This is a genomic window from Arthrobacter sp. NamB2 (genome assembly GCF_005281365.1).
Lineage (GTDB): Bacteria > Actinomycetota > Actinomycetes > Actinomycetales > Micrococcaceae > Arthrobacter_D.
The window spans coordinates 343,658-356,538 of record NZ_SZWI01000002.1; the positions used below are offsets into that span (position 1 = coordinate 343,658).

A 12,881-nucleotide genomic window follows, 5' to 3' on the forward strand; every position below is an offset into this window, starting at 1 on the left:
TGCGTCAGGAATGGCCGTCGCGTGGTGCAGTGGGCGACTACTGCGGACCCAGATGCATGGAGATCTGGTACCGGTCCGAGCGATAGGTGGAGATGGAGTACTCGATCGCCGTTCCGGGTTCGCCCTGCCCGCTGAAGGAACGCCGGTGGAACAGCAGGACCGGCGCGCCCGGCTCGATGTCGAGCAACCTCGCGACGGGCTCGGGCGCCGCCGCGGCCTGGACGGTCTGCTCCACGCGCTCCACCGGGTAACCACTCGCGGACAACACCTTGTACAGCGAGCCGGTGAGGTCGTGGGAAAGGAGATCGGGCAGGGGTGCAGGCGGCAGCCAGGACTCGTCCACGCTGACGGGTGCACCGTTCGCCAGTCGAAGCCGTGCCACGAGGTGGGCACGGTCGCCGGCTGCCAGCCCGAGGTGCTCGGCCGCCTCGGGGGGAGGGACGTCCCCACTGGCCGTGATGACCCGCGTGCTCGGTTCGAGGCCGGCGGCGCGCATGTCCTCGTTGAAGGAGGCGAGGTGGAGGGTCGAACGCACCATCCCGTGGGATACGAAGGTGCCCTTGCCCTTGATGCGTACCAGCGCGCCGTCCTGCACCAGGTCGGCGATGGCGCGGCGGACGGTGATCCGGGAGACGCCGAACTCCTCCTCGAGCTGGCGCTCGCCGAGCAGTGCGTCTCCGGGCCGGAGGCCTCTCGCTACGAGTTCCTGGATCTTGCGGCGAACCCAGACATGCTTCAGTTCGCCACTGCTCGCACCAGGGGATCCGGCAGCCACACCTAGGCTCCCGCGGCCGGAGCCGGGAGGGTGAACAGCAGCGACCCGGCGTCCACCGCCGTACCGGCGACGCTCGAGCCGATCGCTCCGGCCTTGGTGTCGAGGACGACGACGGGACAGCAGGGATCGAGGCCCTTCGACCTGATGAACGCGAGGTCCACGCTGACCATGGGGGCCCCGGTCGAGACGACGTCTCCTTTGGCCGCGTGCACGGTGAAGCCCTCGCCCTTGAAGTGCACGGTGTCGATGCCCACGTGCACCAGGACTGCCGGCCCGGTCGCGTGCTGCACGATGAACGCGTGCGGCATGACCTTCACGACGCGTCCGTCCAAGGGTGCGACGGCGGTGAGGACCGTGGCGTCGTCGTGCGGCACGACGGCGACGCCGTCACCGACGAGTGCCGACGCGAACACGGGGTCGGGCACGTCCTCCAGGGCGATCACGCGGCCGGGCAGGGGCGAGGCCACCTGCAGGAGGCCTCCCTCGCCTGGGCTCACATCAGATCCTGGATGTCCTCGGCGAGGTTCTCCGCCTCCGGCCCCACGACGACCTGCACCACGGTTCCGGCCACCATGACGCCGTGGGCCCCGGCTGCCTTCAGGGCCGCCTGGTCGACGAGTGATGCATCCACGACTTCTGTGCGGAGACGCGTGATGCAGCCCTCGATCTCATCGACGTTCGCTGCTCCACCGAGTGCGGCGAGGATGGTTTCGGCCTTCGACATGTCTGCTCCTTCTGGTCCGGGTCACGGTGATTGCTCGTTCGTCACCATCGCAGTTCGCTGCTCCTGTTGACAGATCCGCGCCCGAGGCTTCACAGTGATCACACTCACTGGTTATAACCAGCTGCAGCAGACTCTACTGACTCCGCCGCACCGTCACAAGTACGCCCCCCCGGACGCGGCCCCAGCACCATCCGGCCTTCCACCAGCCCCCGAAACGAGGACCACGATGACCACGGACCAGACTCCGCTGTCCGGAGGTGGCGGCGCATCGCCGGCGCCCGCCGCCACCAAGAAGAGTGACAGCAAGGCCCTGCAGAACCTGCAGCGCTTCGGTCGGAGCCTCATGCTGCCGATCGCCGCCCTGCCCGCGGCGGCACTCCTGCTCCGCCTCGGCCAGGACGATCTCCTCGGCAGCTTCGAATCGCTGACCACCGTCGCCGCAGTCATCGGAGCCGCAGGTAACGCGCTGTTCGCCAACCTCCCGCTGCTCTTCGCCGTCGGCATCGCGTTCGGCTTCGCCCGGAAGGGGGACGGCTCGACGGCACTCGCCGCCGTGGTCGGCTACCTCGTCATGACCGGCGTCTTCGAGGCCATGGCACCCGTGGTGCTCGGAGCGCCCGCGGACGGCGAGGATCCACCCGTCATCAACTACGGCGTGCTCGCCGGCATCATCATGGGCCTCACGACCGCGCTGCTGTGGCAGCGCTACCACCGCATCAAGCTGCCGGACTGGCTCGGTTTCTTCGGTGGGCGCCGCTTCGTACCCATCATCACGTCCTTCGCCGCCATCATCATCGGCGTCGTCCTCGCGCTGGTCTATCCGATTTTCAACAACGGCCTCACGGCGGTCGGCAACTCCGTCGCCGAGAACACCGTCGTCGGCAGCGGCGTGTATGGTTTCCTGAACCGGATGCTCATTCCGCTGGGCCTCCACCACATCCTCAACTCCGTCGTCTGGTTCATCCTCGGTGACTATGAGGGCACCAGCGGCGACCTCAACCGGTTCTTCGCCGGGGACCCGTCGGCCGGCGTCTTCATGACCGGCTTCTTCCCGATCATGATGTTCGCCCTGCCCGCCGCGGCGCTCGCGATCTGGCAGGAGGCCCGCCCCGGGCAGCGCAAGATCGTCGGCGGCATCATGCTCTCCACCGGTCTCACCGCCTTCCTGACGGGAGTCACCGAGCCCCTCGAATTCTCGTTCATGTTCGTCGCCTGGCCGCTGTACGTCATCCACGCCGTCCTCACCGGCACCTCGATGATGCTCGTCAACGCCCTCGATATCCACCACGGGTTTGGATTCTCCGCAGGGGCCATCGACTACCTGCTGAACTTCGGCATCGCGGAGAAGCCGCTGTGGCTCATCCCGATCGGACTGGGATACGCAGCCGTCTACTACGTGCTGTTCCGCTTCGTCATCCGGCGCTGGAACCTGAAGACGCTGGGCCGGGAGGACGAGGGCGCACCGTCCCTCGCCACCCCCGACGCCGGCTGACGGTGACCGTCGGAACCAGGAAGGACCACGCGTGCAGATCATCCTCTGTGAATCGGCGGAGCAGGTAGGGCGGCGGGCCGCCGACATCATCGAGGCCCGGGTGCGGCAGGACCCCGCCGTCCTCGGCCTCGCGACCGGCGGCTCACCGGCGTCGACCTACGCGGAACTCATCCGTCGGCACCGGGAGGAGGGGCTCCGGTTCGGCGACGTCACGGCCTTCACGCTCGACGAGTACGCAGGACTGCCGGCCGATCACCCGCAGTCCTACCACTCGACGATCCGCCGTGAATTCGTGGACCACGTCGACCTCGACCTCTCGAACCTGCACACGCCGAGGGGCGACGCCGAGGACCTCGTGGCCGAGGCCGCGCGCTACGACCGCGCGATCGTCGGAGCGGGGGGTGTCGACGTACAGCTCCTCGGCATCGGGGCCAACGGACACATCGGCTTCAATGAGCCGACGTCGTCGCTGCGCTCCCGGACGCGCGTGAAGACGCTCGCCGTGGCCACGCGTACCGCCAATGCGCGGTTCTTCGAGGGCGACGACGAGGAGGTGCCGAAGCTGTGCCTCACGCAGGGCCTCGGCACCATCGGCGAGTCCCGGCAGGTCGTACTCGTGGCACTCGGCAGTGCGAAGGCAGCCGCCGTGCAGGCGATGGTGGAAGGACCCGTGAGCGCGTTCTGTCCGGGCTCCGTGCTGCAGCTGCACCCCCGGGCCACCATCGTCCTGGACCCCGGAGCTGCCTCCCAGCTGACGATGCTGGAGTACTACCGCGATGCCCAGACCCTGAACGACGGGCTGCAGTGACAGCTCCCACGTACCGCTGGTTCCAGCCGCAGTCCCTCTCCGTACCCGGCGCCCTCGTCAACGAGGACGCGGTGGCGGTGTCGGCGTCGTCGCTCATCATGATCGACGGCGCCACCGGCCTGGCCGCCGGACGGCGGACGGGATGGCCGAGCGACGCGCAGTGGCTCGCGCACTCACTGGCCACTCTCCTGACGGAACGGCTCGACGGTGATATCTCGATTGCGGACGCGCTGGGACAGTGCCTCGACGAGCTGCGCATCGAGTACGGGGACGACGACGACGGGGGCCTCGGCCCGTCCGCATCCGTGCTGATCGCCCGCATCACCGGATCGGAACTCGAGGTCTATTCGCTCGGGGATTGCCTCGCGCTCGTCGGCATGGCCGACGGATCAGTGGCGTCGATACGGGACGGTGCGGTGGGAGAGCTCGACGCCGCCGTCCTCAGCCGCCTGCAGGAGCTCCGCCGAGGCACCGACCTGGCGATCGACCAGGCACGCGCGTTGGTCCAGGACCTCCTCATCGGCAACCGGAAACTGCGGAACCGGCCCGAGGGCTACTGGATCGCTGACCTGAGCGCTGCCGGCGTCGGGCACGCGCTGACGCGTACTCTCCCGGCGGCACAGGTCCGCGACGTCGCGCTGATGACGGACGGCTATGCAGCAGCCCTCGACGTCGCCCGGCTCGTCGGGACGGCCGGCGCATTGCTCCAGGAACTCCGTCGGAGCGGTCCGGTGCCACTGATGGGCGCCCTGGTGGCCCGGCTGTCCGACGACCCCAGATGCACGGCATTCCCCCGACTCAAGCCGATGGATGATAGCTCGGTGGTCATCGCTCGTCTCCTGGGAAACACAGATGCCGTCGATGAGGCGACAAGTCTCCCCTGAGCTGCGCGTCAGTGCCAGAATGGTCGGAACGAGGGTGCACGGCGAAGCCGGTGATCCTCCAGACAGTCAGGAAGCCGGCCGCTGGAGGTACCTTGTTGCGCTGCCCACCGGGTGGTGGCTACCGAGCGGCTTCCCGCCCACGTCCGGGCCGCCCGAAGGAAACTCCAGATGCAAGGCTTGCACACCCACACCGCGATGACGCACGCGAACCTCTCCCTGACGATCGTCCACGACCACTTCCTGAACATGGGAGGGGTGATCGGGCACCTCGAACTCGACGCTTACCTCCACGGCATGCTGACCCTGCCTGACGACGAATCCGACTTCGTGGCGCAGGCGGTGAACGAACTGCTCGACGACGGCGCCAGGAACGGAGACGTACCCTGCTGCCGCGCTCCCTATAGCGCCATGTGCTCCGACGAGCCGCACAGCCCCATCGCGGTGCGTGCGTGCACGGCTAGCGGGCGTGGCCGCGTCCTGCAGGCACCCGGCGGAACGGATGGACCTACCGGGACTGCAGGGCGTCGAGTGCCACGGCCATCGCCGCTGCTACCCGCCCATCGATCCGTGCGCCGGGAACGGTGACGAGGTACCTGTCCCGCAGCGACTGCCCACGCTCCGACGTCAGCACGACCTCTCCCGCCTGGTCGACGAAATCGAAGTGGAAGCGGAACGGCGAGGGGATGGCTTCGAGAACCGGGAGCATCTCCCAGAGCCGACGGCCGAGGGCCACGCCCATGCTCCGCTCGCTGCCCGTCGCCCGGACGCCTGGAGCATCGAGATGCCACGTCGATCGCAGCAGCGAGGCGCCGAAATCCTTGCGGAAGCTTCCGATCGGCTGGCCGGCAGCGTCCAGGACGTCGTACGTCGCTCCGATGTCGAGCCGTTGCCGTGCCGTGAAGGAGAACAGGGGCATCGCCCTCGACTCGTCGCTGTAGAACGTCACGTGTTCCCTGAAGGCGGTGCGCTTCTGCTGGGCGAAGGCCAGAAGAACGCCGGGCCTGCCGTCATCGCCCGCGGTCCGTATCTCGTAACGGTTCACCATCATGGTGATCTTCTGCGTCACCGTGAAGATCTCGACGCCCTGTGCCAGATCCATGCTGTCCTGTCCCTCGTGTTCAGGCCGGCCTGATGCCCGGCCTGCTCCACCGAGCGTATCCAGCGGCCGGCCTGCGCACATCGCCCGCAGGAGTGATGCTCCTTCAGCCGATGTGATGACGGGGAGATCAGGAACCAGAGCCTGCGATAGCCTGACGGAATGGAACGCGTTGCGGTGATCTCCGACCTCCACGGAAATGCCACGGCGTTCCTGGCCGTCCTCGAGGATCTGCGTCGCAGGGGTGTCACCACGGTGTACAACCTGGGCGACGTGGCCGGAAAAGGCCCCCGCGGTTCGGAATGCGTGCGATTGAGCCGCCTGCACTGCGCGGTCACGGTGCGGGGCAACTGGGACGACTTCCTGCCCAGCGAGACGCCGGAGTGGCGGGACGACGCCGGCTGGTGGTGGCACAACGAGCTGACTCCGGAGGACCGTTCCTGGCTGCAGTCGCTTCCGCTGTCCCACGACATCATCCTCAGCGGGCGGCGCGTCCGGATGTTTCACGCGTCGGCGAAGAGCGTCTACCACCGCGTGCATGCCCGCCACGATGACCGCGCCTTCGAAGGCATGTTCGCGGCGACGGCCCTGACGGGCAACGGCCCGCCGCCGGACGTCGTCTGCTACGGAGACATCCACGACGCGTTCGTGTCGACCTATCGCAGCCGGACGCTGATCAACGTGGGAAGCGTGGGCAACCCCCTGGACGAACCGCAGGCGTCCTACGTGGTTCTCGAGGGGGAGCCCGACGGCGAACGGAGGGATCCGTTCGGAATCCAGTTCGTGCGGGTGGCGTACGACATCGAGGCGGAGATCGCCGTCGCCCAATCGCTGGGCATGCCTGCCCTGCAGCCCTACGCCATCGAGTTACGAACGGCGGTCTACCGCGGGCAGCACGCCGCCCTCGGCCTCCTCGATGGCGTTTCGTCGTAGCAGTCGGTCGGGAGCCGGCTGCTTGACCCCTGGCCGACGACCCATGTCCGTGCGAGCACGTCGATGTATTCAACGTCGGTCCCCGACGGGTCCGGGACGGACGTTGCGTCCTTCCAGTGTGCGTCGCGCTACCCGGTGCGCGGGGTGAACAGCGTGCGCCGACCCCGGGTTGACTTCGCGGGTCGCGGCGGCAGGGTCCGCCTACTGCAGGAACAGGCAGAAGGGGTGGCCCGCCGGATCGAGACAGACGCGCACGTCGTCCTGAGGTTGGTAGCCCGCGAGGTCGGCACCCAGGGACAGGGCGAAGTCGACCGCTGCCCGGAGATCGTCGACCGCGAGGTCGAGGTGCATCATCATCTGCTGGTGGTCGGGTTCTTCGGGCCAGGTCGGCCGCGTGTACCGGTCCTCCGTCTGGAAGGACAGGCCCGCCCCGCCGTCGGGGGGCCCGAGGACGACCCACCCGGGCTCGTCCGTCCTCGTGTTCCACCCGAGGAGCCGCTGGTAGAACGCAGCCAGCTCCTGGGCATCGGGCGCACCGAGCACGGTGGATGACAACGAAAGAGCGGGACGTTCTGTGGCCATGTGCTTTCCTCTCGGGGTGACGGCACGGATGTGTCCATCCAAGACGCACCGGACGTCCACCACAAGGGCCCCGACCTCCGTCCGATTGGGTAATATCATCTAGGTCGTTTAGCAGCAGGCGGCACTCACCTTCCCCTTGCCCGCATTACGCGTCATCGGCATCGGGTTGATGCAAAGGCTTATCCGTTGGTTGATCATGAAAACGACAAGAGCCCGGCGGTTCCGGGCTTGCTCCAGGACGTCGTCCTCGACAGCCAGGACGTCGAGGAGTTCCTGACGAAACTGGTGACGATCGCCGGTCACACCCTGTCCGCCGAACACGACGAGGTCCTGTGCGGTGTGACGCTCCTGAGGGCGCGCACAAAGACCACGGTCGCGAGTAACAGTCCGGATGCCCAGAAGATGGACGAGGTCCAATACGAGTACAACGACGGCCCCTGCCTGCGGGCGGCCCGCCTGGGGACTGTGCACTACGTCTGTGACTTCGATGCCGAGGAGCGCTTCCCGGAGTACAGCCGTGCGATCGCGGACCACGGCATCAAATCAGCCCTCGGAGTTCCCATACCGCTGGAGGGAGAAGCAACGGCCGCGCTGAACTTCTACTCGCCTCTCGTGGACGCGTTCAAAGAGGACGCCATCGAGGCCGCGCAGCATTTCGCCGAGGAAGTGTCGGCGTCACTCCGGCTCGCGGTGAGGATCGCGAAACTGACCGAATCGAGCGAGGACATGAGGGCCGCGATGGAGAGCAGGACCACCATCGACCTCGCCGTCGGCGTGATCATGGGCCAGAACCGGTGTTCGCAGGACGAGGCGATGTCGATCCTGAAGACCGCGTCGAGCGCGCGGAACATCAAGCTCCGTGACGTTGCGGCCTCCGTGGTGCAGTCACTGGGCCAAGGACCTGCGAAGACGCACTTCGAGTAGGACCCGCTCCAGGGAATCAGGAGGAGCCATGGACGAGTTAGGCCTGCGGGACCGTATCGCCGGAACGATGCGGCAAGCTGATCTGTCCCTCGCTGAGGTATGGATCGAGTATTTTGCGATCGGCGGTTCGCTGTCGGAGCTGGAGATCGACGCCTATCTTCGCGGACAGGCGGAGCTGCCAGTGCTCGAGGGCGAACTCCTCGCGGAAGGTGTGCGGTCAGCCGCGGACGATCTCGAAGCGATCAGCGACCCTGCAACGGCGGATCCGTCCTGCGACCAGCCTCCGTCCGAGATCGTTCGGCAACTGGGCGCGGCGGGTGCGGTCCTCCTGGACGCGACGACGGCCGAACGCGAGCGGCTGTGGTCGCTCGAGCAGCTGGCATTGGTGGGTACACCTCCGGAGCACCGGTTCGATCGCATCACCCGACGTGCTGCTGAGCGCTATGACTGCGAGGTCGCCACGCTCGCCTTCATCGGCGACGACCGCCAGTTCATCAAGTCGGTCGTCGGCGAGGCGCACCAGGGACTCGAGCGCGCCAAGGCCTTCTGCAATGCGACCATCCGGTCGGCTGGTCCGCTGGTGTTGACCGACGCGAGCCAGGACGATCGCTTCCGATCCAATCCCTTCGTCGCCGGGGAGCCGTACATCCGGTTCTACGCCGGCTATCCGCTGCGCGGGCCCGGCGGATGGACCGTGGGCACGCTCTGCGTTATGTCCACCTCGCCCCGGACGTTCGGCGATACCGACCTCAGGGATCTCGAGTCGTTGGCACAGGAGATGCAGCACGAGGTGTATCCGGGTTGGAAGGCGTGGAGCCTGCTTCCCTAGACGGCGGCCTACGGCGGTCGACGCGCCGTCACTGTGGGCTACGAGCTTCGAACGGACCTCCTGCGTGCGGCCGACCGATCAGCCGCGCGCGGCGGGGCGGTCAGTGAGCCGGACGTCCACGCTTTTCGTGTCGGAGCCCCTCCTGGTCTCGACGGAGACCGTCTCGCCAGGCTCCCGCTGGCGCAACGCGGCGAGCAGGTCTTCCGGCGCTGACAGTTCCTCGTCCCCGATCCTCGTGATGATGTCGCCAGGCCGGATCCCGGCGGCATCGGCGGGTCCGCCCTCGGAGACGGACAGCACCACGACGCCGGTGGTGTCACGGAGGTTCAGCTGCTCGGCGATCTGCGGCGTGATGGCACCGGGGCCTACACCCATGAAGGCGTGTTCCGCCGTGCCGTCCTCCCGCAGCTCCTCGGCAATCTCGGTCGCCGTGGGAGCCGGGATGGCGAAACCGAGTGCGACTGCGCCCTGCGAGGGCGGAATGTACGCCTCGCTGATGCCGATGATCTCGCCCTGGCCGTTCACGACGGCGCCGCCCGAATTACCCGGGCTGATCGCCGCGTCGGTCTGGATCAGGTCGACGAGCGACTGGCTCGTCGACGCCGAGCCGGGAATCTCCCGGTGCAGGCCGGAGATGATGCCCGACGTCGCGGTGTTCTCGAAACCGAGCGGTGACCCGATGACGACGGCGAGCTCGCCGATACGCGGAAGACCGGACTGGAAGGTCGCCGCGGGAAGATCGGTGCGGTCCGCCTGCACGAGTGCGAGATCGGACACCGCGTCCACCGCCTCCACCGTCCCCGACACCCGTTGTCCGTCGGCGAAGGCGACTTCGACGTCGTCGTTCCCGCGCACCACGTGTTCGTTCGTGAGGATCAACCCGTCCTCGGTGTAGATCACCCCGCTGCCGAGGCCGCCCTCGGTGAAGATGGTGACCACGGAGGGCTGCACCGCTTCGACGATGTCCGGAATGCTCATGTCGCCCGACTGAGAGCCGGACTCCCCTGATACCCCCTGCGAGGACCGATCCGACGGCTCCGACGACGGCTCCGACGACGCCGTGCTCCCGTCGCCGCCCTGCACCTGGGCGGGTGCGCTCGATCCCGCATCGCTCGTGCCGGTGTCCGTGCACCCCGTGACGGCGAGGAGGAGGACACCGATGAGTGCGGCAGGTGTCGCGATCCGGGCTTTCGGCATCATGATCGGGTCCTCCTGGGCTGGTTGGTCATCGGGAAGCATCGTGACCGTAGGACCAGGGGTGCGTGCAGTCACTGTACTGACCGTACGAAGCACGGAGACGGCAGGACAAGGAGGAGCAGCGGACCGATCAGGGGTGGACACGCGCGGCGAGCGGCGTAACCATGACGCCACCGCGGACGCCGTGGAGTCTCAGGAGGTCACTCCGTGTCGCGCTCCGGACGGCGCAGCGGGTGCTTCCGCCACGAGTCCTGATCGGAAGGACCGGGCCCGTACCCGGGCCGCATCAGGGGCTCGTCCGGGTCGTCCTCGGGATTGCGCTTCCGGGGCGCTCCCCGTCGGTGCGTGAGCCAGTAGCCCCAGGCGATACACGCTGCCGCGGCCAGGATGATGAGCAGACCGATCGCCAGGAGCAGCGGCGCCTCGGCGGACGCCGGGGTACCCGTGGATTCCGCCCTGGCGAAGTCGGACACGGCCTGGGGGACGAAGAGGGTGCTGATGAACAGCAGGACCAGTCCTGCAAGGTACTGCCTGACGCCGAGTTTCATGTCTCCCCTGGGGCCTTGCGCTTGTCGGATCCTTTCCAGCTTAGGCCCCGCCGCCGACGCGCCTACGCTGGACGGGTGCACGAGACACTGCCCACCAACCGTCAGCTCAGCCGCAGCATCCTGCGACTCGCCGTCCCCGCCCTGGGAGCCCTTGTCGCCGAGCCACTGTTCCTCCTGGCCGATTCGGCGATCGTCGGGCACCTCGGGGTCGATGAGCTCGCGGGCGTCGGCCTCGCCTCCACCGTCCTGCAGACCGCCGTCGGGCTGATGGTCTTCCTCGCCTATTCGACCACTCCGGCGGTTGCCCGCCTGCTCGGTGCTGGGCGGCTGCCCGATGCCCTCGCGGCCGGCCGGGACGGCATCGGGCTCGCCGTCGTGCTCGGCGTCCTCCTGTCCGTGGTCGGCTGGGCTACGGCGCCCCGTCTGGCCTCCATCATGGGCGCAGAGGGTCAGGTGCATGCTTTCGCCGTCGATTACCTGCGCTGGTCCATGCCCGGTCTGACCGCGATGTTGATGGTGCTCGCGGCCACCGGAGTATTGCGTGGCCTGCAGGACACCCGGACCCCGCTGATCGTCGCGGGCGCCGGGTTCGGCGCCAACATCGTCCTCAACTACCTGCTCGTCTACGGAGCCGGCATGTCGGTGGCGGGGTCTGCACTCGGAACGAGTCTCGCGCAGTGGGGCATGGCGGCCGTGTACCTCGTGATGATCGTGCGTGCTTCCCTGCGTGAGCAGGTTTCCCTGGCACCGTCGTTCCGGGGCATCCGGAGCACGGCGAGCGTGGGGTCCTGGCTCATGCTGCGCACCCTGTCGCTCCGCGTGGCGATCCTCGCCACTGTTTTCGTGGCGACGGCGCAGGGTCCACTGGGTCTTGCCTCGCACCAGCTGGTCATGACCGTCTTCACCTTCCTCGCCTTCGCGCTCGATGCACTCGCCATCGCAGCCCAGGCCCTCATCGGCAAGGAATTGGGATCGGGCAATCGTCCGCTTGCACGCGCCCTGACTCGGCGGATGGTCATCTGGGGTGTGGGTTTCGGCGTCCTCACCGGGTGCCTGCTGGCCGCCGTGGCACCGTTCATCGGCTGGGTCTTCACCACGGATCCTGACGTGCAGGCGGCGTTCGCCGCCGGCCTGTGGGTGCTCGCCGCGTCGCAGCCGGTATGCGGCTTCGTGTTCGTGCTCGACGGCGTTCTGATCGGCGCGGGTGACGCTCGGTACCTGGCCATCGCCGGCGTCGTGAATCTCATCGCCTACCTGCCGCTGCTGGCCCTGGTCGGTCGGGCGGAACTGACCGGCGGCGAGGGCATCGTCTGGCTGTGGGTCGCGTTCGGGATCGGGTACATGGTGGCGCGGGCTGTGACCCTGGGGTGGCGCGTCCGCGACGACCGCTGGATGGTGACGGGAGCGACGCGGGACCACGCTGGGTGACTCGACGAGGAACACCATGAGCCTCTACATCAAGGGCTCGCAGAGAGCAATGACCTCCTTGCTGGCGGACTTGAAGCGTTCCGGGTTCAGGCTGAACCTCCTGCCGTTCTCGTAGGCGGCCTCGAGGTCGTGGAACGGTTCCTGCATCACCGTCAGGAGGTTCCGGAACCGCGCAGAGGAGGTGTCGGCAACGCCTTCGAGGGTGCCTGCAAGGCGTGCTGCTTCCGTGGCCGTCGCAGCGTTCATCTCGGACACGTTGGTGAGGAACTCGGCGGAGTCGGAGATCAGGCCGCCATCGGTGCCGATGAGAGTCTGACATGTCGCTGCGTCAGCTTCCTCGACGGCAGTCCTGGGTGGAGCCGACGTCGAGCTGGCAGCCTCGGACTGGTTCGCGCCCTCGACCGCGCCGTCGGAGGGAGTGGTCGTGCAACCCGTGAGGAGGAGCGCGCAGGCGAGGAAACTCAATTTCTTCATCTTCAGTCCCGGCTAGATATGAAGAGACCTACCACCACCGTCGCTTCCCCTGGTGCGTGACGGCTGTCACTCACCATCCTACCCACCACCCGTGCGGGGCGAACAGGAGTCCGGTGTGGGCGGCACGCGACGGGAGCGCCCTCGAAGAGCTACCGCAAGAGCTTGTTGCAGCACGCCCCCGATCCTC

Annotated in this window: 16 protein-coding genes; 8 read left to right on the plus strand and 8 right to left on the minus strand. The window is 67.7% G+C overall.

Annotated features, from left to right (window positions below; genetic code table 11):
- Window positions 1-37: 37 nt before the first annotated feature.
- From FDK12_RS05285 to FDK12_RS05295, 3 genes are read right to left on the minus strand one after another with little or no spacing between them, the layout of a single operon-like run.
- Complete coding sequence (locus FDK12_RS05285; RefSeq protein WP_137368568.1) at window positions 38-775, minus strand: GntR family transcriptional regulator; 738 nt, start codon at window positions 773-775, stop codon at window positions 38-40.
- A gap of 2 nt (window positions 776-777) precedes the next feature.
- Window positions 778-1,272, minus strand: a complete 495-nt coding sequence (locus tag FDK12_RS05290) for a PTS glucose transporter subunit IIA (protein WP_223263102.1) — start codon at window positions 1,270-1,272, stop codon at window positions 778-780.
- On the minus strand, window positions 1,269-1,499 hold the full coding sequence (locus FDK12_RS05295; RefSeq protein WP_104116017.1) for a glucose PTS transporter subunit EIIB: 231 nt from the start codon (window positions 1,497-1,499) through the stop codon (window positions 1,269-1,271). Before FDK12_RS05295 ends, FDK12_RS05290 begins: the two co-directional genes overlap by 4 nt.
- Window positions 1,500-1,725: 226 nt before the next feature.
- Between FDK12_RS05295 and FDK12_RS05300 the strand changes: the two genes are divergently transcribed.
- From FDK12_RS05300 to FDK12_RS05315, 4 genes are all read left to right on the plus strand, one after another.
- Window positions 1,726-2,991, plus strand: coding sequence for a PTS transporter subunit EIIC (locus tag FDK12_RS05300; protein WP_137368569.1), 1,266 nt, complete (start codon window positions 1,726-1,728; stop codon window positions 2,989-2,991).
- A 31-nt stretch (window positions 2,992-3,022) separates the two neighbouring features.
- Entirely contained in the window at window positions 3,023-3,799 is a 777-nt protein-coding gene (gene nagB, locus FDK12_RS05305; protein WP_137368570.1) for a glucosamine-6-phosphate deaminase, read from the plus strand.
- A complete protein-coding gene (locus tag FDK12_RS05310; protein WP_137368571.1) occupies window positions 3,796-4,683 on the plus strand; it encodes a protein phosphatase 2C domain-containing protein in 888 nt (295 codons plus the stop codon). The genes nagB and FDK12_RS05310 overlap by 4 nt, the downstream gene beginning before the upstream one ends.
- Window positions 4,684-4,851: 168 nt before the next feature.
- Window positions 4,852-5,268 carry a hypothetical protein gene (locus FDK12_RS05315; RefSeq protein WP_137368572.1) on the plus strand — a complete coding sequence of 139 codons (417 nt, stop codon included), beginning with the start codon at window positions 4,852-4,854 and terminating at the stop codon, window positions 5,266-5,268.
- Here FDK12_RS05315 and FDK12_RS05320 read toward each other — a convergent pair.
- Window positions 5,189-5,782 (minus strand): hypothetical protein, encoded by a 594-nt coding sequence (locus FDK12_RS05320; protein WP_137368573.1) that lies wholly within the window; start codon window positions 5,780-5,782, stop codon window positions 5,189-5,191. The genes FDK12_RS05315 and FDK12_RS05320 overlap by 80 nt on opposite strands.
- 159 nt (window positions 5,783-5,941) lie before the next feature.
- Here FDK12_RS05320 and FDK12_RS05325 point away from each other — a divergent pair, with 159 nt between their 5' ends.
- On the plus strand, window positions 5,942-6,712 hold the full coding sequence (locus tag FDK12_RS05325) for a metallophosphoesterase family protein (protein ID WP_137368574.1): 771 nt from the start codon (window positions 5,942-5,944) through the stop codon (window positions 6,710-6,712).
- A 201-nt stretch (window positions 6,713-6,913) separates the two neighbouring features.
- Here FDK12_RS05325 and FDK12_RS05330 read toward each other — a convergent pair whose 3' ends face one another.
- The gene (locus FDK12_RS05330) at window positions 6,914-7,294 is read right to left on the minus strand and encodes a VOC family protein (RefSeq protein ID WP_137368575.1); all 381 of its coding nucleotides are present in this window, start codon (window positions 7,292-7,294) and stop codon (window positions 6,914-6,916) included.
- A 186-nt stretch (window positions 7,295-7,480) separates the two neighbouring features.
- On the opposite strand from FDK12_RS05330, the gene FDK12_RS05335 reads away from it, so the two are divergent.
- Entirely contained in the window at window positions 7,481-8,218 is a 738-nt protein-coding gene (locus FDK12_RS05335) for a GAF and ANTAR domain-containing protein (protein WP_137368576.1), read from the plus strand.
- Between the two features lie 28 nt (window positions 8,219-8,246).
- Window positions 8,247-9,047, plus strand: a complete 801-nt coding sequence (locus FDK12_RS05340; protein ID WP_137368577.1) for a GAF domain-containing protein — start codon at window positions 8,247-8,249, stop codon at window positions 9,045-9,047.
- Between the two features lie 78 nt (window positions 9,048-9,125).
- Here FDK12_RS05340 and FDK12_RS05345 read toward each other — a convergent pair whose 3' ends face one another.
- Together FDK12_RS05345 and FDK12_RS15195 are read right to left on the minus strand one after the other, a co-directional pair.
- Entirely contained in the window at window positions 9,126-10,319 is a 1,194-nt protein-coding gene (locus FDK12_RS05345) for a S1C family serine protease (protein ID WP_223263103.1), read from the minus strand.
- A gap of 125 nt (window positions 10,320-10,444) precedes the next feature.
- Window positions 10,445-10,792: a hypothetical protein gene (locus FDK12_RS15195; protein WP_223263104.1), complete on the minus strand. Its 348-nt coding sequence runs from the start codon at window positions 10,790-10,792 to the stop codon at window positions 10,445-10,447.
- 75 nt (window positions 10,793-10,867) lie between these two features.
- Here FDK12_RS15195 and FDK12_RS05350 point away from each other — a divergent pair, with 75 nt between their 5' ends.
- Window positions 10,868-12,220, plus strand: coding sequence for an MATE family efflux transporter (locus FDK12_RS05350; RefSeq protein ID WP_223263105.1), 1,353 nt, complete (start codon window positions 10,868-10,870; stop codon window positions 12,218-12,220).
- Window positions 12,221-12,244: 24 nt separating this feature from the next.
- On the opposite strand, the gene FDK12_RS05355 is transcribed toward FDK12_RS05350, so the two are convergent.
- A complete protein-coding gene (locus FDK12_RS05355; RefSeq protein WP_137368579.1) occupies window positions 12,245-12,694 on the minus strand; it encodes a hypothetical protein in 450 nt (149 codons plus the stop codon).
- Window positions 12,695-12,881 lie beyond the last annotated feature (187 nt).

Bases quoted from the DNA above. Each gene is read 5' to 3' on its own strand.
- FDK12_RS05315 (WP_137368572.1), top strand. From the start codon at position 4,852: ATGCAAGGCTTGCACACCCACACCGCGATGACGCACGCGAACCTCTCC.
- FDK12_RS05330 (WP_137368575.1), bottom strand. From the start codon at position 7,294: ATGGCCACAGAACGTCCCGCTCTTTCGTTGTCATCCACCGTGCTCGGT.
- FDK12_RS05340 (WP_137368577.1), top strand. From the start codon at position 8,247: ATGGACGAGTTAGGCCTGCGGGACCGTATCGCCGGAACGATGCGGCAA.
- FDK12_RS05295 (WP_104116017.1), bottom strand. From the start codon at position 1,499: ATGTCGAAGGCCGAAACCATCCTCGCCGCACTCGGTGGAGCAGCGAAC.
- FDK12_RS05320 (WP_137368573.1), bottom strand. From the start codon at position 5,782: ATGGATCTGGCACAGGGCGTCGAGATCTTCACGGTGACGCAGAAGATC.
- FDK12_RS05300 (WP_137368569.1), top strand. From the start codon at position 1,726: ATGACCACGGACCAGACTCCGCTGTCCGGAGGTGGCGGCGCATCGCCG.
- FDK12_RS05355 (WP_137368579.1), bottom strand. From the start codon at position 12,694: ATGAAGAAATTGAGTTTCCTCGCCTGCGCGCTCCTCCTCACGGGTTGC.
- FDK12_RS15195 (WP_223263104.1), bottom strand. From the start codon at position 10,792: ATGAAACTCGGCGTCAGGCAGTACCTTGCAGGACTGGTCCTGCTGTTC.
- FDK12_RS05325 (WP_137368574.1), top strand. From the start codon at position 5,942: ATGGAACGCGTTGCGGTGATCTCCGACCTCCACGGAAATGCCACGGCG.